Genomic DNA, 19,965 nt, shown 5'->3' with positions numbered 1-19,965 from the left:
CGATTGAGTGATCGTCGGTAGGGCACCAGAAACCATGAAAGCTGGTTGTCCGTCCAAAAGCATAATAACAATAACTTGGAGAACCAAAATGAAACATTCTCTGCTCGCTGCAACCGTAGCTTGTGCAATGGCAACAGGCGGATTAAGTCTAAATGTACACGCTGCCGAAGAATATAAATTGGGTCTAGTCACCTTTTTATCAGGCGGTGCATCCGGCCCGTTCGGAATTCCTGCTAAAAACGCGGCGGATCTGATAATAGATGCGTTGAATGAAGGTACCTTACCAGGAACGTTTGAAGGTATAGGTATTGACGGTCGCATGATAGCACCAGTATTTGTAGACGAAGCTGGCGGTGCTACTAAGCAAACCTCAGAGTTTCGTAATCTAGCTCAGCGTGATCAGGTTGACGCAGTTGTCGGTTATATCTCTTCAGGAGACTGTCTAGCGATTCCGCCAGTTGCTGAGGAGCTTAAGATGCTGACCGTCCTTTTCGATTGTGGAACGCCACGTGTTTTCGAAGAAGCGGATTATAAATATGTATTCCGAACTCATTCTACGGCAAGTATGGATAACATCGCGGCTGCACGATATGTTATCGATAATGTGCCTGAGCTAACTTCAGTTTCAGGAATCAATCAGAATTATTCTTGGGGTCATGATAGTTGGCGTGATTTCACTGAAACGCTAAAAGTTTTACGTAATGATGAGATCGAGATTACAACCGAGCAATTCCCTAAACTTTTTGCTGGACAATACAGCACTGAAATTTCAGCATTACAAGTTAACTCAGCTGATGTTATACATACCTCGTTTTGGGGTGGTGACACCGATGCTTTCGTTCTGCAAGCCGCGGCTCGTGGTTTGCTAGAGGATAACCAGTTAATTTTTACAGCTGGTGAAACTGCGTTGAACAGCTTAGGAAAATATCTGCCTGATGGAACCATCATTGGCGCTCGTGGTCCTTTCGGCCCGTTTGCACCTGAAAGTGAACTAAATACTTGGTTCCAATCTGAGTTCACTAAACGTTTCGGTACACCTCCTACCTTTCCTGCATACCATATGGCACATGCTCTAATCGGTCTCAAACTTGCTCAAGATAAAGCTGGTATAGGCGCTTCGACTGAGCAAGTTATTGAAGCGTTTGAATACTTGGAGTTTGAAGGTCCTGGTGGGAAGGTGGCTATGAGCCGAGGTGAGGGTCACCAAGCGGCTACTGAAATGGTTTATGGTCGTGTTAAGCAGGGCGATAGTGGAATTACCTTCACTGACATAGCTCGCTATTCCGCAGACTGTGTTAACCCGCCTGATGGTACGGATACCGTTACTTGGATCCAGTCAGGATTTCCTGGCGCTACTTGTGACTGATAGTCTCATCCAAGTGTGAAATTCACTGGAGGTAGTTGTAAAGGCCTTCAGTGAATTTGTCTAATGGTCTCTCATCCCTGCTTTGACCTTTATTATCAAGGGTTAAGCAAAGTATCGGAAATATTCAGATGACACAATTTATTGCAATCCTAGTGGATGGCTCGGTTTATGCGTCCTGGCTATTTTTAATTTCTGCGGGTCTCACTCTGATTTTCGGAGTGATGCGCATTCTTAACATGTCCCACGGAAGTTTCTATGCGTTAGGCGCTTATTCAGGAGCGGCCATGGTTGGCTGGTACTTTTCTACTGGCTCGGCGCCTTGGTTAAGTTTTTTTGTTTTGATTGGTACGGCATTAGCAGTCGGTGTAGTTGTTGGTTTCATTGTAGAGAGAGGTTTTCTTCGCTTTATGTATGGCCGAGATGAAGTTGTTATGGTTCTCGTAACCTATGCCATTCTATTGATTATGGAAGACTCTATAAAGCTCATTTTTGGTGTTGAGCCTTATTTTGCATTTCAGCCCTACATGCTTTTAGGTAGGTCATCATTCATCGGTCTTTCTTTCGCGAACTACGACTTTTTATTGATCGGCGTAAGTGTCTTGATTGGTCTTGTTCTTTGGTATGGTCTTAACCGAACACGTAACGGGAAGTTACTTAGAGTCGTTATTCATGACCGTGAAATAGCCGGTGCATTAGGAATAAACGTCTCTAAAATCTTTGCCATAACTTTTCTAATTGGTGCAAGCATAGGCACATTAGCTGGCGCTCTTACGGCTCCCGCTTTATCTGTTGTACCGGGTATTGGTATTCAGGTGATCGTTCTGGCCTTTGCTGTCGTCGTCATTGGTGGTTTGGGTAGCATCACTGGGGCTTTGGTTGGGGCATTGATCGTTGGTATGGCGCGTGCTTCAGCCGTGCATCTATATCCAGAACTTGAATTGTTCGTGATATATGCGGTGATGGGGTTGGTCCTAGCATTTCGTCCACAAGGTTTATTTGCCATTGCTAGTGCGAGGAAAATCTGATGAGAACAAGATCTAAAGCATTACTACTAATTCTTGGTATCACCACTCTTGTTGTTTGTCTTCTTTTGCCTCAATGGATGTCATATTTAGTGACCATCGCTATGGGTAAAGGTTTGGTTGTACTTGGCTTGGTTCTGTTGATGAGAGCGGGTTTAGTATCCTTCGGTCAAGGGCTTTATTACTGCGTGGGCGCTTATGTCGCAGGTGTACTGACTCAGTTTGTAGGAATAACTGATATTGTACTGATATTGCTGGCGGCGGTGGTGATAGGTGTTCTAATTGCTGCGATGATAGGTTTGTTACTATGTCGTTATAGAGAAATTTTCTTTGCCATGTTTTCTTTGGCGTTTTCCATGATTCTGTATGGATTACTGGTGCGTAATCAAGTGCTAGGTTCAACGGATGGTTTTAATGTAGCAAATCCGAGCTTACTAGGCTGGAATCCAGGACCAGACGGTGCTTCTAATTTAGTCATAGGAGTAGCGATATTTCTGGTTTTTACCCTTGGTATTATGGCTTGGCGTTATCTTAACTCACTCTCCGGATATGGCGGAGAAGCTGTTCGCGAAAATGAGATTCGCCTCGAATATTTAGGCGGATCTGTTTTTAAGGTGATTTACGTTAAGTATTTAATAGCAGCGGGATTAGCTTCGATGGGAGGGGCGATTACCGCGCTCGTAAGTGGTCATGTTGACCCTGAAATGGCCTATTGGACAACTTCTGGTGAGTTTGTATTCATTGCTCTAATGGGAGGGACTGGGCATGTAGCTGCGCCATTAATTGGTTCTGTTCTATTTGAGTCCCTTCGTACCTATGCGTTTGCAGTGTCTCCTTATACTTGGCAAATGATTCTTGGTGTTGTTTTGTTGGCTATCATTGTGTTCTTACCTTCAGGCCTTTGGTCTTTAGTAGAGCGGTTCAAGAAGAAAGCGAGGAAAACGATATGAGTGCTTTATTAAAAACCGTAAATCTCGAAAGAAGCTTTGGCGCCGTTACGGCGGCCACTGATATCAATGTTGAGCTCAATAGTGGCGAAATCGTTGGCGTTATTGGTTCCAATGGTGCGGGAAAAACCACATTTATAAATATGGTAACTGGATACATTCAGCCTTCTAGTGGCGATATCCTAGTGAGGGGAAAATCTATCGTTGGAAAGTCAACTCGGGAGGTGTCGCTGGCTGGTGTCGGACGCTCTTTCCAAGTTGCCCAACTATTTCAAGGGCTGACAGTCTTAGACAATATGTTGATTGCATTTGGTTTCTCTGTTGATCGTAAACTGAGCTTTTTAAAGCCTTTAAGATCGACTGAAAAAATTGAAAAAGCAATTGAGGTTCTACGTGAATATGACATTGAAAAATACGCTGACGAGGTTGTATCAACGCTTCCTCAGGGTGTTCGTAAATTGCTTGATATCGCAATGGCCATGTTGTCGAGTCCTAGTCTGATGTTGCTAGATGAGCCGACATCCGGTGTGGCTGTCGAGGATAAATTTATTTTGATGGATACGGTGATGACGGCCGTGCGTAAGAGTGGGGCGGCTACTCTTTTTGTAGAGCATGATATGGAAGTTGTTTTGCGATATGCCGATCGAGTGCTCGCTTTCTACGATGGTCGTGTACTCGCTGATGGCCCTACCCATAAGGTTTTATCAGACCCTAAAGTTCAGGCGTTAGTGGTAGGCCATCATCTTGATTTAAGTAATCAAATGCCCTCAAATAATCAGGAGTCTAGAGATGCTTGAACTAAAAAATGTTACTACGGAGATAGCGGGAACTACGATTCTTAGGGATGTTAGCTTTTCAGTTGAGAAAGGCTCAATGGTTGGCTTAATTGGTCGTAATGGTGCGGGCAAAACAACCTCGCTGCGTTCGATCATGGGGTTACTAAAACCTAAGTCAGGACAGGTAATAATTAATGGTAAAGATATGGTAAAACAGGGTTCATTCGAGCGCGCTAGTCTATCTATAGGTTACATGCCTGAAGATCGCCGCTTAGTTCCTGATTTGACGGTTGAAGAAAACATATTGGCACCAGCTTGGGCCTGTCATCTAAAAAATTCCGAGGCTCGGCTTGCTTGGATCTATGAAATGATGCCAGAAGTTGAGGCATTTTCAGAACGCCGCGCTTTACAGCTATCTGGAGGTCAGCAAAAGTTAGTCGCCTTAGCTAGAGCCATGATGACAGGCACTAATTTATTGCTGCTTGATGAGCCCTTTGAAGGTGTCGCTCCTGCTCTTTCAAGACGCCTCGCCAGTGTTTTAAGTGCATTAAAAGATGAAGGATTGACAGTGTTGCTTTCTGAATCAGACCAGTCTCATTCAGCGGACCTTATCGATAAGGCGTTTCAGATCGAGCGTGGCAGTGTTAAGCCGCTCGCTTCTTGGACCTAGGAGTAAACTCATGAAAGCATTTACTTTCAATACGACTAAAAGCGTCATTTGTGAACCGGGCTCAATTAAACGTCTCGGTGCCATCGTACACGAACATATTGGTAAGAAGGTAATGTTAGTTACCGATTTGGGGCTAATTAAAGCCGGTTTACTTAGCTCAGCTACTGACTCGTTAAGTGAGGCTGGTGTCGATTATTGCGTCTTTAGCGATGTTGTAGCAGACCCGTCTTCATCGATCGTTGAGGCTGCAATTGTGCAAGCTAAGACTGCAAATATCGATGGTGTTATCGGCTTTGGTGGAGGCTCTTCAATGGATGTAGCGAAGCTAGTAGCTCTGCTGATTGGTGGTGAGGAAAATCTAGAGGACGTTTACGGTGTCGATCAATCTAAAGCAAAGCGGCTTCCGTTAATCCAAATTCCGACAACAGCAGGTACTGGATCTGAGGTTACTCCTATTTCGATTATTACTGTTGGTGAGTCTGAGAAGAAGGGGGTTGTAACGCATCAACTTCTCCCAGATATTGCACTGTTAGATGCGGAGTTAACTTTAGGTTTACCCGCATTGATAACCGCTGCAACGGGCATTGATGCGATGGTTCATGCTATTGAAAGCTACACATCTGCATCGGCGAATAATAATCCAGTCTCTCGTGCTATTGCCCGAGAAGCGCTACGACTTTTAGGGGCAAATATAGAGACTGCTGTAAAAGATGGAACAAATATTCAGGCAAGGTCTAATATGCTGTTAGGGGCGATGCTTGCAGGACAAGCGTTTGCTAACTCGCCAGTAGCGGGAGTGCATGCCTTAGCTTACCCTATTGGTGGTATTTTCCATGTGCCGCATGGTCTTTCGAATGCGCTGGTGCTTCCTCAGGTTATGCGATTTAACGCCAGTGTTTGTGGAGATGAATATGCCACCTTAGCATTGGATGTTTTTCCCAGACTGGTGTCGGTTCCAGAGGCGAACAGAGTGGACGAATTCATAAATTGCCTTCAGGCATTGAGCTTAGATTTAGGACTAGAGCAAACTCTAAGAGAGGTTGGGATAAGTGAGTCGGATCTTCCTACCCTGGCGTCCGAAGCGATGAAGCAGATTAGGTTATTAGTAAATAATCCAAAAGAGTTAGCTGAAGAAGACATACTGGCAATATATCGAGCCGTTTTTTAAAGCCAAGGCCCCTTTGTGGACCTTCACTTTTTCTTTAGGACGAAGCCGTTTTTGTTCGGCTACGACTATTTTATACTGAGGTAAATTATGTCTATTGAATTAAAAAATTCAGCACTGTTACGCGATCGAGCTTATATCAGTGGGCAATGGGTGAAAGCGATTTCTGGCAAGACGTTTGATGTTATTAACCCAGCTAACGGTGAGCATTTAATCAGTGTTCCCGACATGGATGGAACCGATACTTGTTTAGCTATCGAAGCGGCAGATAAGGCTTTGCCATCCTGGCGCTCCATGCTTGCTAAGGATCGGGCCAATATACTGCGTAAATGGTTTCAACTTATTATGGATAATCAAGAAGATTTAGCGCGACTTATGACAGCAGAACAGGGTAAGCCTCTTGCCGAGTCACGCGGAGAAGTTGCTTACGGCGCGAGTTTCATCGAGTGGTTTGCCGAAGAAGCCAAACGGGCTTATGGCGATGTTATTCCTGGTCCTGGTAAGGATAAGCGTATTGTTGTTATTAAACAGCCTGTGGGCGTTGTTGCTGCCATTACCCCATGGAACTTTCCAATAGCCATGATTACTAGAAAGATCGCGCCAGCTCTAGCCGCTGGCTGTTCTGTTGTTGTTAAGCCAGCGGAAGATACACCGCTATCTGCACTTGCAATTACCGCCTTGGCGGAGCGAGCGGGTGTTCCTGCAGGACTTGTTAATGTTGTTACCTGTTCAAAATCCAATGCTGTGGCGGTTGGTGGTGAGTTAACAGGTAATTCTATTGTACGAAAAGTATCTTTTACTGGTTCCACACCGGTCGGTAAGCTTTTGATGCGTCAGGCGAGCGATACGGTTAAAAAAGTCAGTTTAGAATTGGGTGGAAACGCTCCATTTATTGTTTTTGATGATGCGGATCTTGATGCGGCTGTCTCTGGATTAATGGCTTCCAAGTACCGTAATACGGGGCAGACCTGTGTTTGTGCGAATCGTGTATATGTACAGTCTGGTGTTTACGATGTCTTCGTCGAAAAGCTGAAGACTGCAGTGAGTAAAATGGTTGTTGGTGATGGACTTGAGGGCGAAACTCATCAAGGACCTTTGATAAATCCAGCAGCGCTTGAAAAAGTAAGACGACACATAGCTGATGCTTTATCTAAAGGTGCTAAAGTTGGTTTAGGTGGTCAGGCGCATGCGCTAGGCGGTACTTTTTTCGAACCAACCATCCTTACTGAAGTAAATCAGGATATGTTAATTGCGAAGGAGGAAACATTTGGTCCGGTAGCTCCGTTATTTAGGTTTGAAACTGAAGAAGAGGCTATTGCTATGGCCAACGATTCGGAATTTGGTCTTTCTGCTTATTTTTATAGCAATGATATTCATCGTGTATGGCATGTCGCAGAAGCTCTTGAAGCCGGTATGATTGGTATAAATGAGGGGATTATATCGACCGAAGTAGCGCCCTTTGGCGGTATTAAGGAGAGTGGTTTAGGGCGTGAAGGATCCCGCTATGGCCTAGATGAATATATGGAACTTAAATATCTTTGCCTTGGTGGTATGCGCTAAGAGTCAGACGCTCCCAGCGAAAGGTCGCTGGGAGCTAAGATATTGAAAAGTTGCCCCATGGCTAACTTTTTATGTATTCAACGATTAACCCTTCTAACCATTAATCTAGGTCCAAGTTGTTTTCGTCCAGCATCAGATTGTCTTGAAGAAACTCCACATGCTCAGCGACAGAATCAGGCGCCTTAAAATACGCGATGTGGTACATGGCTTCTCCTTCTTGAGCTAAAGGAATATTTTGTTTGCCAATGACAATGCCTTCTGAAGGACTGTATATGGTGGCTAGTGTCAGGCCGTAAGGATCATTTATATAGGCGAGAGGTGCTCCTTTTGCCACATGATCTCCGAGTTTTGCTAGGTGGTTCACAAAGCCGCTTTCGCTGGCTCGAACCCAACCACTTTGACGAGCGATGAAAGGTTCAATGGAGTGGCCTTTGGTTTTGCGTTTATTCAGCATGCCAATTTGCCGCATAACGTTGATAATGCCTTTCACACCAACTTGAATGGAGAACTCATCGTAGCGCAATGCTTGCCCTGCTTCATACAACAGCACCTTGGTGCCAAAGTCGGCGCTGGCTTGGCGCAGTGATCCCTCTCGTATGTCTGAATTCAGTAATACGGGTAAACCAAAGGCTTTTGCGAGCTCTAGTGTTATTGGGTCGTCTAAATCAGCGCGTATTTGAGGTAAATTACTACGATGAATGGCGCCGGTATGCAGATCAATACCATAATCACATTTTGAGACGATTTCCGTTAGGAAAATATTGGCAATTCGTCCTGCTAGTGAACCTTTTTTACTGCCTGGAAAGCTTCTATTGAGATCTCGTCGGTCGGGTAAATACCGGCTTTGATTCAAAACGCCGTATACGTTAACCATTGGTACAGCAATTAAGGTGCCGCGTAAGGATTTAATGGATTTGCTGCTGATCAATCGACTGACAATTTCTATGCCATTAAGCTCATCACCATGGATAGCGGCACTGACAAAAAGACAAGGGCCGGGCTTTTTGCCTCGATGAACATACACAGGGATTGACATATGCGTATCTGTGTAGAGAGGCGGCATCGGCAGCTCAATTTTTTTTATTTCACCCGTCTTGATGCTGACTCCAGCAATGACGAGTTCATTCATTTCTCTGTTACCTTTTGTCTTGGTGTCATTGGCTTTATCCGATTCCTCGTTAGAGGGTGTATTCTCAATCGTTGTTAATGGCATGATTTGGTGAGCTCTATCGCTTTTATTCGTTTGTCTTAGAAATGCCTAAGAATCTGTTTAAACTGGGCTCTATTTAATGATTCATGCCCTTCACTTTAATGGCATAGGACTATCATTAGACGAACGCATTTTACCTCATTGTGTAACAAGGTATTTATACACTCGAAACTGGAATGAGAATACCTAAATATTACCTCTAAGACGGTCTGTGAATCGAATACTCTAGAATAGTGAGCTCTTTTCTCGGTTTGATGACGTAACCGCATTAAACCCTTGCTTTAAAGTGCCAATCACCTGCTTGTATGTCGTTTATGATGGAATGGCGTATCTCTTCGGCAATGTCTTCACTATCGATATCATATAAACCGCATTGAGTAATGACTTTCTTTTTATTTATACTTTTCCCCAAATATTCATAAACCACTCTGACACAGCAAGGTACACGTTCTCCTCGACCGGAGACGCCAAGCCGAAGGCCCGTTAGCAGCTCCACTCGATTGCGAAAAGAGGGGTAAAGGATTGTTTGTGTCATTTCAACATGAGTTAAACTCTCGTAGTCTATTAAGAATAAACGGTCGGATAACAACTGAACCGCGCCACTGTAAATGCCATGAAAAGATTTTTTACTAAGCGAGGTATTTAGTCTTTCAATACGACGGTAATAGGTTTTGTCTCCTTGTGACTCTATGTTTACCAAGGTTCGCAAAATTTTTCCGGGGCAGGCCATGGATAAATAGTATTCAAAATAATATCCCCAATACCGAACCAGGCCTTGTTGGCCTACTTGACTAAGATCATTAAAGGCAAGTTGTTCAGGCGTAACGCTAGGCTGATCTTCCTGTGATCGAATAGGTCGTGCTTGAACAAGCCGAACGAACTGTGCGTGTGGTAGCATAATTTCATTCGTTTCAACGCCGAAGAAATCACCAATACGTCGAAGTGTACTCCTAGTGGGTACCGTCGTTTCATTAAGGTAGCGGTTGAATTGGGCTCGATTGATATTTAATCGTCGGCACACTTCAGCAACGGATTTATAGTAACTGCACAGTAATCTTAGATTCGCAGAAAAATCTTCCGTCATAGCGGTTTACTCTTTGTCTTAATGTCTTCACAAGTGTAGCCAATAACGAAACAAATAAACATTAAAGATTGATGCTATATGATGCTAATTTAGCTTTATATAGCATCTCCTAGAGTCGATTTACGAACTCCCTTTCATGCGTCTATTTCGGTTAAATATGTCATCAGACGATCAGATCAAAGTTCAATCGTAACAATCAATCTAATACTAGGCGTTATCTATGTTATCTCTTTTGACTGACATGTGTATAAGGCCGTTAGCGTTAGCGAATGTATTTGCTCTATCTCCAGTGTTCAAGATGACCAAACAGGTTATGAAAGGGTCTGAAGATCAACGCAATAAAGGTCAGCCGACTCCTTATTTGAGGTTGACCGTTGCTCCGATCTGAACTGAGATCACACGTCTTTGCCAAACGAAGATAAAAATCAACGCCACTTGTTAAACGCCTTATCCACCCTATGATGAGGCCCTAGGTAACGCTATTATGAAAACTCGTTCTGAATACGATTTACTGGGGAATATGGACGTCCCCGCGGATGCTTTTTATGGCATCCAGACACAACGTGCCGCACAGAATTTTTCTATTACTGGCGTGCCGATCTCTCATTTTCCGGAGTTAATCAAAGCACTTGCGATGGTAAAAGCCGCGGTAGCAAGAACCAACCAAGAATTGAAATTGTTAACAGACGAAAAGGCCGATGCCATTGTGTCTGCTTGTCTAGATTTGGTTGAGGGTCAACATCATGAGCAATTTATCGTAGACGTTATTCAAGGCGGTGCGGGTACCTCGACGAATATGAATGCCAATGAAGTCATTGCGAATATCGCGCTCACAAAGTTGGGGCATGAAAAAGGAGAGTATCAATACCTACACCCCAATGATGATGTTAACCGTTCACAGTCGACCAATGATGCTTACCCAACGGCGGCGTGTCTTGCTATTCAGTTTGCCGCGGATCTCTTTGTACCAAGTCTGGCGTCTCTAAAAAAGGCGTTGGAAGGGAAAGCGAGAGAATTTTCTCATATTGTGAAAATGGGACGTACTCAATTACAAGATGCCGTACCTATGACGTTAGGCCAAGAGTTTGATGCATTTGCGGTAACGCTTGGTGAAGACATTGAGCGTATCAGTGAGGCGTGCGCATTACTTTGTGAGGTGAATCTTGGTGGTACGGCCATTGGCACAGGTATTAACACGCCAGAAGGTTATGCTAAGCGAGTGGTTGAAAAACTAGCCATCATTTCCATGAAACCGTTAACACCAGCAACAAACTTAGTGGAGGCCACTTCGGACATGGGGGCTTTTGTTTTCTTCTCTGGAATATTGAAACGTTTAGCGATCAAATTAAGCAAAATGAGTAATGACTTACGTTTGCTTTCGAGTGGGCCCAGAACGGGTTTAGGTGAAATCAATTTACCAGCAATGCAACCGGGTTCTTCGATCATGCCTGGCAAAGTCAACCCCGTTATTCCTGAAGCCATGAACCAGACAGCGTATCAAGTTATCGCGTCAGACCTTGCGGTGACTTTAGCCGCCGAAGCGGGACAGCTGCAGCTTAATGCAATGGAGCCAATGATTATTTATAACCTGCTTAACTCGTTAAAAATGCTTAAAGAAGCATGCCGTATGTTGGAGCATCGTTGTGTTCAGGGGATTACCGCAAACGAAGCTGTTTGTGCTGCGCATCTTGAGAATAGCATTGGTATTATTACGGCTCTGGTCCCTTATATTGGTTATTCCAATGCGTCACGCATTGCGAATACGGCATTGCATACGGGAAACACAGTTAAGGCTCTGATTATTGAGGAGCAGTTGCTATCTGAAGAACAGCTTAATCTGTTATTGAGTCCAGAATCTATGTTGTCACCCAGTAAGGTGGTTATATGAGCGCTCAAATACTCATCATTTATACAGGTGGTACCATAGGTATGGTACAAACTGAAAAGGGTCTTGCTCCCGCTTCTGGATTACAAGAGCGTATTGAAAAAGCCATGGGTGAAAGCTTAGTGACACTGCCTAGCTTTGAGGTGCTAGAACTTTCTCCCTTAATTGACAGTGCGAATATTACGCCAGATCATTGGACTAAGCTTATGCATACCTTGTCAACTCATTGGCAAGAGTACGAAGGCTTTATCGTATTGCATGGGACGGATACCATGGCTTATACAGCCTCTGCGTTGTCTTTTATGTTGGGAGCTTGTCGGAAAAATGTCCTTTTGACGGGGTCTCAAATCCCATTAGGAATGAACAGAAGTGATGCCACTGATAATTTGCAAGCCGCTTTGTCTTTGGCAACGTATCATCGTATTACGGATGTTAGCTTGGTTTTCGATGGAAAATTAATGCGGGGGAATCGTATTCAGAAAATCAGTAGCGGCCGTTTTGATGCCTTTCAAACCCCTAATTATGATCTACTAGGGGAGTTATCTATTAATGTACAACTGTATCCAAAGCGCATGCTGCCATTCGTTAAAAACGCGCATTATAATCAATTTGAGAAACAAATGGGCTGTTTTAACGCCGGTGCTGTGGCGGTTTTAATCATTCATCCAAGTCAGCCAAGTACCTTGTATCAGTCATTATTAGAGGATGAATCTTGCCAAGCGATTATTTTATTAACGTATGGGGCCGGTAATATTCCTGATCAAATGCCTTCTTTTTTAGCCTTTATCGCTGAGGCCGTAAATCGAAAGAAAAATGTGGTTAATCTGAGTCAATGTTTACATGGTGGTGTCACGCAAGGAGCTTATGCAACGGGCTCTGTGTTAAACGCATTGCATGTCATGAGTGGAAAAGACATGACCTTAGAAGCGGCGTTTTGCAAATTACATTGGTTACTTGCAAAAGGAGAAACTTATCAAGGTATACAGGATAAATGGTCTATAAATTACTGCGGTGAATTTACTGAATAGTTATTAGGATAGGCTTGTTGCTACGTCATGCGTAGGCTAGGTGATCTTATGTATAACGCAACAAAATGCCATTATATTCCTAACTAATGGCATTTTGTTGTACTTGCTATTTTTGTGCTTGCGAATAGTGCTTTGGTTTATCCAGAACCAATGAGGTTATTTTAGGCTCGCTTTATATTCTGTAATGGCTTCAATGTGTTCTGGACCAATGCCACAACAGCCCCCAATGAGACTCGCTCCATCATCATGCCACTGTTTGACCCATGTTAAATAATCTGGAGGTGTTAAGTCTTTTCTGAGCTCATCTAAGCCCTCGTTTGCTGTTGCATTCTTCGGTTGAGGAGGGAAGGCATTCGCATAAGCACCAATTTGAATGGCATCATTGCCTAATGCAGAAAGTGTTGCTTTAGTTAATACGATCGCTTCCCCAATGATTTCAGGTTGGCTGCAATTAAAAAGAATGGCATCCACACCAATGGCATGCATTGCCTTCACCGCTTCGGTAACCGTTTCTCCAGAACGAAGGATGGGGACTTCTGTTGGCTCTGAGTCTTCTAAAGTAAAAGAAACCCAGAATGGTTTTTTCTCAAGGTCAATGGTATCAACCAATGCTTTTACTCGTGTTACTTCATCAATCACGCTTTGTGTTTCAGATAGCCATAGGTCTACATAAGGGTTGAGAGATTCAATTAACGGAACGGCTAGCTCTTTTACACGGCCAGGTTGATATAAGTCAGCGCGATATGAACCAAATAGAGGTGCTAAGGATCCGGCGACTTTTGCTTCAGAATGACACTCATCAACGGCTTCACGGGCAACTTTGCCAGAAAGAGTAGTGAGCTCACGGCCTCTCTCTTTAAATACATCTTCACCAATATGAAAAGGAACCAGTGAGTAACTGTTTGTGGTAATAACTTGAGAACCGCTGTTGATATAGGATTTATGTATTTCTTTGACCGTTAATGGTGCTTCCATCATGGCAAGAGCTGACCATTCTGGCTGTTTGAAGGGCGCTCCAAGCCGAGCGAGTTCACGACCCATGCCGCCGTCTAAAATGGTTAGAGAAGTCATATTACGTCCTTACAGTCTTAAAAATATGCGACGATTTTATAGGTATTTGAAAAGTATTCAATGGGTTTTATTTGAATTATGTTCCAGTGAAATGGGTGCTGGATGAGATGTTTAAGAATATGTGTTCTGATAATTAGAATTGTGAAGGAATCTTAGGATGAAGCGTGTGAATAACGCTAACGAGAGGAAAGTCTACTGTTTTTTTCGCTGTTTGATTTTATGAGGTTAGTATTACAAGGAGTGTGTATAGGGGAGGGAGGCGCGCGTTGATATTCTTATTCTTGCGCTTTTGCCCTAGTGGTAAAGCAAGTCATTTTCTAATGATGAACTCTAAAGAAAATCTCGCTGTACCCTTCTTTATTGCTTAAGCTGAATACTTAGGCTTGATGACCTTTTGGTGCTTCTTGTTGTGCAAGAGTGTTTCTTGTGTTCATAGCAAATTGTTTGATCGAACGAGCGATGCTAACAATTGAGTTACTGATTGCTTCAGCGCGTTGAGCACGAGCAGCCATTTCGATTTTTTCGATTTCTGACATATAGCTTGAGTCAATGTTGTCTAATAATTCGATAAGCGTTTTTTGAGTTTTCATGATGGAGCTCCTAGATTTTTTTGGGTTTTCGTTGTTTCTTTCAGTAGGTGTATAATAAGAATCTAAGGGCATTAAGACAAACGACTTATATTGTGCATATAGTTGAGAAAAACTAATCTATTTGCTTTTCTCAACATTAGGCAAGAATAATTCATTCTGTTTCGTGGATAATGTTTTTATTTTTTGCTTCGATCCATTGAGACATATATTGGGTGCTTTTAAGGCTATGGTGGCGCAACATCATGCTCATAAAATGCTGTTTTCTCATGGCGACCAATTCCTTTTTATGTTGCATTAACTTCTTTATAAATGCAGGTTCTAATGTCTTTCTGTCGAATTTTTCATCAAGAATAGTATAGCCATTTTGTTGATAGGTTACCCACTGCGCTTTGTTTTGGTAAAGCGCGATGGCTTCTTCTGCAAACACCATTGGATCGTCTACTATTTTTCCATTCCAGGGAAGATGATTGTGCATGGCTTCGGCACCAATAATGGTAGTGATACTGGGGGTTCCCATTTCCATTGCTTCGACAAGTTTACCTTTTATACCTGCTCCAAACCGAAGTGGGGCAAGTAATACTCTTGCTTGTTGGACGACGCTTTTGGCGTTTTCAGCCCAACCCTTTATATGGAAGCCTTGTTTTGGATTGTGCAATTGGGTGGCTTTTGGTGGCGGGTAAGCACCGTAGATATGCATTTCTGCTTGAGGTAAGGATTTTCTAATGAGCGGCCAGATTTCAGTTTTGAGTTGTAATACCGCATCCCAATTAGGAGCATGGCGAAAATTTCCTATACTGATGAAATTTTTTCTAGACTCAAAGGGAGTGGATTGTTGTCGTTCGACATCCTTTTCCAGAGTTAGCATGAAAGGAAGCACATAGAGTTGTGTCTCAGGGACGTGAAAGTGCGTTTTTAAAAGCTCTACTTCTTTATCTGAAATCATTAAGGTTAGGTCGCTACGAAAAATAGAGGCTATTTCTCTAACCGTATGTTGGTTGTGCATGTCTAAAATATCAAACTCTTTGTTTTGTTTTACGGCGTGATGCCTCGCTTGGCGTAGGCTATGCAAATCTTCTGTATTCAGTAAGCGCAATGCATCTGGGGCGTGTTTTTCCACTCGCCAACCAAATTGCTCTTCCATCATAAAACGGTCAAACATGACAGCATCTGGGACCAAATTTTGAATGAATTCATCGAAACTGCTGTTGTTCAACTCAATGGAGACAGATTGAATATCAAGTTCATCAAGGTTGGCCATATGGTCGGACTGTTGCGCTGGGCTGGCAAAAGTGACATTCCAATGTTGATCTCTAAAACTGGTTAATAATTGCATCATACGGCTACCTGCCGCAGAAGAGTTAGGTTCTGGCCATACGTAGCCGATTACTAGAATATTCACAATGGACTCTTTTAATAAAATAAAAAATAAACCGACTTTATATGAGTTATCGAAGAAGATTGGCTTGCTTAAGGGCCCTTTGTCTTCGTGATTCAAGTCGACTGACTTCGAGCAAGATATCCTCAACATAAGACAAATGACTATGAATCGCATTTTTAGCGGCTTGAGGGTCGCTCTCCATAATGGCTTGATAAATGGCGGTATGCTGTTCCATTACTTTGCCACGAGCTTCAGCGTGTTGAAATAAATAATCTAAATTGGCCGCAATGCTTTGCGCAAGCATTTGAAATAGAGCGCGCATGGTATGCAACATGACCGCGTTATGAGCGCATTCGGCTATGGTTAAATGAAAGGCGGCATCAAGCTTCGCTTCAAGCGCTGGGTTCTTTTCTTGGTTTGCATTAATCAGTTCATTATAGGCATTCGTTAGCTTTTCTTTATCTTCATCTGTACTACGAATCGCCGCATAGTAGGTTGAAATACCTTCCATTGCGTCTCTGAATTCGAGTAAATCATAACGGAATTCTGGATGAGTTGACATGGCTTGTAAGAGAGGGTCACGTAGTTCACTGCCTAAATCCTCACTGATGTAGTTGCCGCCACCTTGTCTACTGACCACCATGCCTTTTGCTTTAAGGTTTTGAATGGCTTCTCTTAAGGAGGGTCGGGAAACATCGAAGCGTTCTGCTAATTCTCTTTCTGGTGGTAGCCTGTCTCCTGGTTTAAGTAATCCTTCTATCATCATGGTTTCTAACTCTTTGGTAATAAGGTCAGAGAGTTTTCCTTGTGAGGGAAGTGAGCGTGACATAGTGAAGCCTGTATCTAAAATGAATACTGAAATCGTAATTGGTAAGACCATTTTTTTCAATTAAAAAACAGCCTTATTATACTTTTTCCTCCGTAAATTAAGTCTTTGGTTGATTTTATGATCATGGCATGTCTAAAATAAAAGAAATATTGGTAATACTGGTATTACCAATATACATAATTATAAAAATCAATCTCATTTTGACTGTCAATGTGACTTCTCTGTTATTGGCTTGTTGACTGAATAATGAGGTTTTGCATTTGAGGAAATACCATGCCTGTCCATCATTTTATTCCAGATGATTCGCTAGTTGATTCGCTTTCTGATGATCTATCGAGTCCATTAAAATTGTATCCATCCAAACCAAAAAAAGTGTATGTTTTTGGTACGTGTTTGGTGGATTTGTTTTACCCAGAGGCAGGCATGTCGGGGGTGCTTTTATTAGAGCATGCGGGAGTAGAGGTATTGTTTCCACAAGACCAAACTTGCTGCGGGCAGCCCGCCTATACATCGGGTTACAAGGAGGAAGCAAGGTCGGTTGCGCTGGCTCAGATGTCTCTTTTTAATGAAGAGTATCCCATTGTTGTACCTTCAGGGTCATGTGGAGGCATGATGAAAATGCATTACCCTAGATTGTTTGAGGGCACGGAATACGACCAACAAGCCCAGGAATTCTCTGAGCGAATTTATGAACTCACCGATTTTTTGGTGCATGTGTGTGATTTACCTTTAGTGGATCAGGGTGAGCAGACTAAGATTGCCCTACATACGTCATGTAGCAGTCGACGCGAAATGAAAACAACCGACTCAGGTAAAGCATTGCTGAAGCAGCTAAAAAATGTGAATTTGGTTGAGCCAGAAAAAGTGACGGAATGTTGTGGCTTTGGAGGGGCTTTTTCGGTAAGGCATCCTGAGATTTCCAATGCTATGGTGAAAGACAAATTGGATCATTTGTCGAATACCAAAGCGGATACTTTTTTAAGCTCTGATTGCGGTTGCTTAATGAATATTAAAGGCGCAGCCGAAAAAGATAAGAGCGCTTTAACGTTGAGAAGTGGGGAGCATTTATTAAGTTTTGTGGCTCGAAGAGTAGGGCTTATTGAGGGAGGTAGTGAGTAATGAATACAACAACAGACCCTTTTCAAGAGCGCAGCGAAGCCGCTGTAAAAGATAAGAAACTTCGAGCTAATTTTTTATCGGCTATGAATGGCTTGATGGAAAAACGCGATCTTGCTTTTGACGACAAAACTCAATTAGAAGCATTAAGAATATTAGGCGCTCAAGTAAGACAAAATTCTCTAGTGAAGTTACCTGAATTATTGGTCGAACTAGAAACGAAGTTAATCCAAAAAGGTGTTCAAGTGCATTGGGCACAAACGCCGACAGAAGCCGTTGATATCATTCAATCCATTACCTTAAAAGAGAAAGCCACTAAGATCATTAAAGGTAAGTCTATGGTCTCAGAAGAGATTCACTTGAACGATAAAATGGAGCAAATCGGCGTTGAATGTCTTGAGTCAGATCTTGGTGAGTACATTGTTCAATTAGCCAAAGAAACGCCTTCTCATATCGTGATGCCCGCCATTCATAAGAATACAGCGGAAATTGCTGATTTATTGCATGAAAAAACCGGTATAGAGCGCAAAGAGGATGCGCTTTATATGACGGAACAAGCAAGGCTTCAATTACGTCAAAATTTTATGGAAGCAGACATCGGTTTGTCTGGAGTGAACTTTGCCGTTGCTGAGACGGGGACCTTATGTCTTGTCGAGAATGAAGGAAATGGACGACTCACTACGACCGTGCCAAAAACGCATATTGCTATAATGGGAATCGAAAAAGTAGTAGAGAAGCTTGAAGATACAGCACCATTATTAAGTTTATTGACCCGCAGCGCGACAGGGCAGCCAATCACAACGTATTTTAATATGATTTCAGGGCCTAGGAAAGAAGATGAACTTGATGGTCCAGAGTCTGTGCATTTAGTGCTACTTGATCATGGTAGAACACAGATGTATCAAGATGATGAGTTGCTTGATACCTTACGCTGTATACGTTGTGCGGCTTGTATGAACCACTGTCCTGTCTACACCCGTATAGGCGGGCATGCTTATGGTTTTACTTACCCTGGGCCGATCGGTAAGATTTTAATGCCGCATTTAGAAGGTCTGGATGAAACCCAATCATTACCCACGGCCTCCAGCTTGTGTGGTGCCTGTGCTGAAGTGTGCCCTGTTAAAATTCCCATTCCTGATTTATTAGTTCGTTTAAGGGAAGAGGCGAATCATCCGAATGCACAGAGCAGCAATGTAAAAGGAGCGGGCGTTAAACGTCGAGGGATGGAGCCCGTTATTTGGTCTATGTGGCGTTGGTGGCATCAAGGAGGCACTCGTTATCGATTGATGACAACCACTTTGTCGAGGTTGCGTTTTTTGCAACCCGGTACGTTATCGCCTTGGACGAATACAAGAACCTTACCTAAATTAGCCAAAAAAACCTTTCATCAACAGATGAATGCGCGCGCAAAAAAATGAAAAAAAGAGGTGATCTATGAGTGCTCGTGATGCCATCTTAAATGCACTACAACAGGCTTCAGCAATAAGAATAAGTAATGGTGATACCATTCCAGAACGTCCTAGCTTTAAAGTAATGCACAGAGACTATCAAGGTCACCGGCCATTGAGTCAGCAACTTGAAAGCATGATATCTAAGGTTAAAGGTGAGGTTATTCGTACTTCCCAAGGCAAGCTGGATGAAACGGTTCAAGCCGTACTTCGAGAAAAAAACATTAAACGATTGCTGCTGTCACCAGAAAGTCCTTACATACAGTCTTTTGATGCGTTTCTTGACGAAACTCGGCTTTATGATGAAGCGATCGAAAACTGGAAAAGTGAGTTGTTTAACGACATTGAGGCGTCGATTACATCAACCTTGGGTGGGATAGCCGAAACCGGTACTTTAGTATTGTGGCCAAGTGTATCCGAGCCTCGTCTTATGTCTCTGGTACCACCGATTCACATTGCTATTTTGTACGAAAGTCAGATACAGCCGACCTTTTGGCATTTCTTACGTCACCAAAAATGGTCAGAGGGTATGCCGACCAATGCTTTGCTTATTTCTGGACCTTCTAAAACGGCGGATATTGAGCAAACCCTAGCGTATGGTGTGCATGGACCAAAAGAGTTAGTGGTGGTTTTAGTAGAGGAAGAATCGGAAGAATAGGGCACATCGCCAGTTAAGGTCATTGGACAGCGTTTATTGTATCCCCGGCTTTGAATTGATTGTCCTGTCAGATGTCTTTACTCTGTTCTGAAACGACAAATTGAGACATCTTACTTTCACTATTGTATTATTCTCATCTGAAGTGCTTACTTGAAAGTGTTT

The 19,965-nt window shown here is 43.0% G+C and carries 19 protein-coding genes; 13 read left to right on the top strand and 6 right to left on the bottom strand.

The genetic code is table 11. The features are described from left to right. Positions 1 to 88: 88 nt before the first annotated feature. The 7 genes from IEZ33_RS12410 to IEZ33_RS12380 all read left to right on the top strand — a co-directional run bounded on the left by IEZ33_RS12410 (position 89) and on the right by IEZ33_RS12380 (position 7,506). Positions 89 to 1,366: an ABC transporter substrate-binding protein gene (locus IEZ33_RS12410; RefSeq protein ID WP_191600365.1), complete on the top strand. Its 1,278-nt coding sequence runs from the start codon at positions 89 to 91 to the stop codon at positions 1,364 to 1,366. 128 nt (positions 1,367 to 1,494) lie between these two features. Beyond that, the gene (locus IEZ33_RS12405; protein WP_191600364.1) at positions 1,495 to 2,391 is read left to right on the top strand and encodes a branched-chain amino acid ABC transporter permease; all 897 of its coding nucleotides are present in this window, start codon (positions 1,495 to 1,497) and stop codon (positions 2,389 to 2,391) included. Further along, a complete protein-coding gene (locus tag IEZ33_RS12400) occupies positions 2,391 to 3,338 on the top strand; it encodes a branched-chain amino acid ABC transporter permease (protein ID WP_191600363.1) in 948 nt (315 codons plus the stop codon). Before IEZ33_RS12405 ends, IEZ33_RS12400 begins: the two co-directional genes overlap by 1 nt. Continuing rightward, the gene (locus tag IEZ33_RS12395; protein ID WP_191600362.1) at positions 3,335 to 4,132 is read left to right on the top strand and encodes an ABC transporter ATP-binding protein; all 798 of its coding nucleotides are present in this window, start codon (positions 3,335 to 3,337) and stop codon (positions 4,130 to 4,132) included. Before IEZ33_RS12400 ends, IEZ33_RS12395 begins: the two co-directional genes overlap by 4 nt. Beyond that, positions 4,125 to 4,781, top strand: a complete 657-nt coding sequence (locus IEZ33_RS12390; protein WP_191600361.1) for an ATP-binding cassette domain-containing protein — start codon at positions 4,125 to 4,127, stop codon at positions 4,779 to 4,781. The genes IEZ33_RS12395 and IEZ33_RS12390 overlap by 8 nt, the downstream gene beginning before the upstream one ends. A 10-nt stretch (positions 4,782 to 4,791) precedes the next feature. Beyond that, complete coding sequence (locus tag IEZ33_RS12385; RefSeq protein WP_191600360.1) at positions 4,792 to 5,949, top strand: iron-containing alcohol dehydrogenase; 1,158 nt, start codon at positions 4,792 to 4,794, stop codon at positions 5,947 to 5,949. A gap of 87 nt (positions 5,950 to 6,036) precedes the next feature. After that, positions 6,037 to 7,506 carry an NAD-dependent succinate-semialdehyde dehydrogenase gene (locus IEZ33_RS12380; RefSeq protein ID WP_191600359.1) on the top strand — a complete coding sequence of 490 codons (1,470 nt, stop codon included), beginning with the start codon at positions 6,037 to 6,039 and terminating at the stop codon, positions 7,504 to 7,506. A gap of 100 nt (positions 7,507 to 7,606) precedes the next feature. Here the strand turns inward: IEZ33_RS12380 and IEZ33_RS12375 are convergent, their stop codons facing one another. Both IEZ33_RS12375 and IEZ33_RS12370 read right to left on the bottom strand, forming a co-directional pair. Then, positions 7,607 to 8,719 carry a succinylglutamate desuccinylase/aspartoacylase family protein gene (locus IEZ33_RS12375; RefSeq protein ID WP_338040912.1) on the bottom strand — a complete coding sequence of 371 codons (1,113 nt, stop codon included), beginning with the start codon at positions 8,717 to 8,719 and terminating at the stop codon, positions 7,607 to 7,609. A gap of 265 nt (positions 8,720 to 8,984) precedes the next feature. After that, on the bottom strand, positions 8,985 to 9,800 hold the full coding sequence (locus tag IEZ33_RS12370) for a helix-turn-helix domain-containing protein (protein WP_191600358.1): 816 nt from the start codon (positions 9,798 to 9,800) through the stop codon (positions 8,985 to 8,987). A gap of 220 nt (positions 9,801 to 10,020) precedes the next feature. Between IEZ33_RS12370 and IEZ33_RS12365 the strand changes: the two genes are divergently transcribed. The 3 genes from IEZ33_RS12365 (at position 10,021) to IEZ33_RS12355 (ending at position 12,713) form a co-directional block, all read left to right on the top strand. Continuing rightward, positions 10,021 to 10,188: a hypothetical protein gene (locus IEZ33_RS12365; RefSeq protein ID WP_191600357.1), complete on the top strand. Its 168-nt coding sequence runs from the start codon at positions 10,021 to 10,023 to the stop codon at positions 10,186 to 10,188. Positions 10,189 to 10,284: 96 nt separating this feature from the next. After that, positions 10,285 to 11,688 (top strand): aspartate ammonia-lyase, encoded by a 1,404-nt coding sequence (locus IEZ33_RS12360; RefSeq protein WP_191600356.1) that lies wholly within the window; start codon positions 10,285 to 10,287, stop codon positions 11,686 to 11,688. Continuing rightward, positions 11,685 to 12,713, top strand: coding sequence for an asparaginase (locus IEZ33_RS12355; protein WP_191600355.1), 1,029 nt, complete (start codon positions 11,685 to 11,687; stop codon positions 12,711 to 12,713). The genes IEZ33_RS12360 and IEZ33_RS12355 overlap by 4 nt, the downstream gene beginning before the upstream one ends. Positions 12,714 to 12,869: 156 nt before the next feature. Here IEZ33_RS12355 and IEZ33_RS12350 read toward each other — a convergent pair whose 3' ends face one another. The 4 genes from IEZ33_RS12350 to IEZ33_RS12335 all read right to left on the bottom strand — a co-directional run bounded on the left by IEZ33_RS12350 (position 12,870) and on the right by IEZ33_RS12335 (position 16,581). Continuing rightward, the gene (locus IEZ33_RS12350) at positions 12,870 to 13,784 is read right to left on the bottom strand and encodes a homocysteine S-methyltransferase family protein (RefSeq protein ID WP_191600354.1); all 915 of its coding nucleotides are present in this window, start codon (positions 13,782 to 13,784) and stop codon (positions 12,870 to 12,872) included. Between the two features lie 377 nt (positions 13,785 to 14,161). Further along, a complete protein-coding gene (locus tag IEZ33_RS12345) occupies positions 14,162 to 14,374 on the bottom strand; it encodes a hypothetical protein (protein WP_191600353.1) in 213 nt (70 codons plus the stop codon). A gap of 151 nt (positions 14,375 to 14,525) precedes the next feature. Then, positions 14,526 to 15,773, bottom strand: coding sequence for a glycosyltransferase (locus IEZ33_RS12340; protein ID WP_240009526.1), 1,248 nt, complete (start codon positions 15,771 to 15,773; stop codon positions 14,526 to 14,528). A gap of 46 nt (positions 15,774 to 15,819) precedes the next feature. Further along, positions 15,820 to 16,581: an FCD domain-containing protein gene (locus IEZ33_RS12335; RefSeq protein WP_191600352.1), complete on the bottom strand. Its 762-nt coding sequence runs from the start codon at positions 16,579 to 16,581 to the stop codon at positions 15,820 to 15,822. A 273-nt stretch (positions 16,582 to 16,854) separates the two neighbouring features. On the opposite strand from IEZ33_RS12335, the gene IEZ33_RS12330 reads away from it, so the two are divergent. From IEZ33_RS12330 to IEZ33_RS12320, 3 genes are read left to right on the top strand one after another with little or no spacing between them, the layout of a single operon-like run. Continuing rightward, positions 16,855 to 17,700 (top strand): (Fe-S)-binding protein, encoded by an 846-nt coding sequence (locus IEZ33_RS12330; RefSeq protein ID WP_191600351.1) that lies wholly within the window; start codon positions 16,855 to 16,857, stop codon positions 17,698 to 17,700. Further along, positions 17,700 to 19,115 carry a LutB/LldF family L-lactate oxidation iron-sulfur protein gene (locus IEZ33_RS12325; protein ID WP_191600350.1) on the top strand — a complete coding sequence of 472 codons (1,416 nt, stop codon included), beginning with the start codon at positions 17,700 to 17,702 and terminating at the stop codon, positions 19,113 to 19,115. The genes IEZ33_RS12330 and IEZ33_RS12325 overlap by 1 nt, the downstream gene beginning before the upstream one ends. Before the next feature lie 16 nt (positions 19,116 to 19,131). Then, on the top strand, positions 19,132 to 19,803 hold the full coding sequence (locus IEZ33_RS12320) for a LutC/YkgG family protein (protein ID WP_191600349.1): 672 nt from the start codon (positions 19,132 to 19,134) through the stop codon (positions 19,801 to 19,803). Positions 19,804 to 19,965: the final 162 nt, after the last annotated feature.

It is taken from the genome of Marinomonas algicola (assembly GCF_014805825.1).
Classification (GTDB): domain Bacteria; phylum Pseudomonadota; class Gammaproteobacteria; order Pseudomonadales; family Marinomonadaceae; genus Marinomonas; species Marinomonas algicola.
Note: the sequence above shows the minus strand (reverse complement) of the source record. Positions and strands in the feature narration are given on the sequence as shown.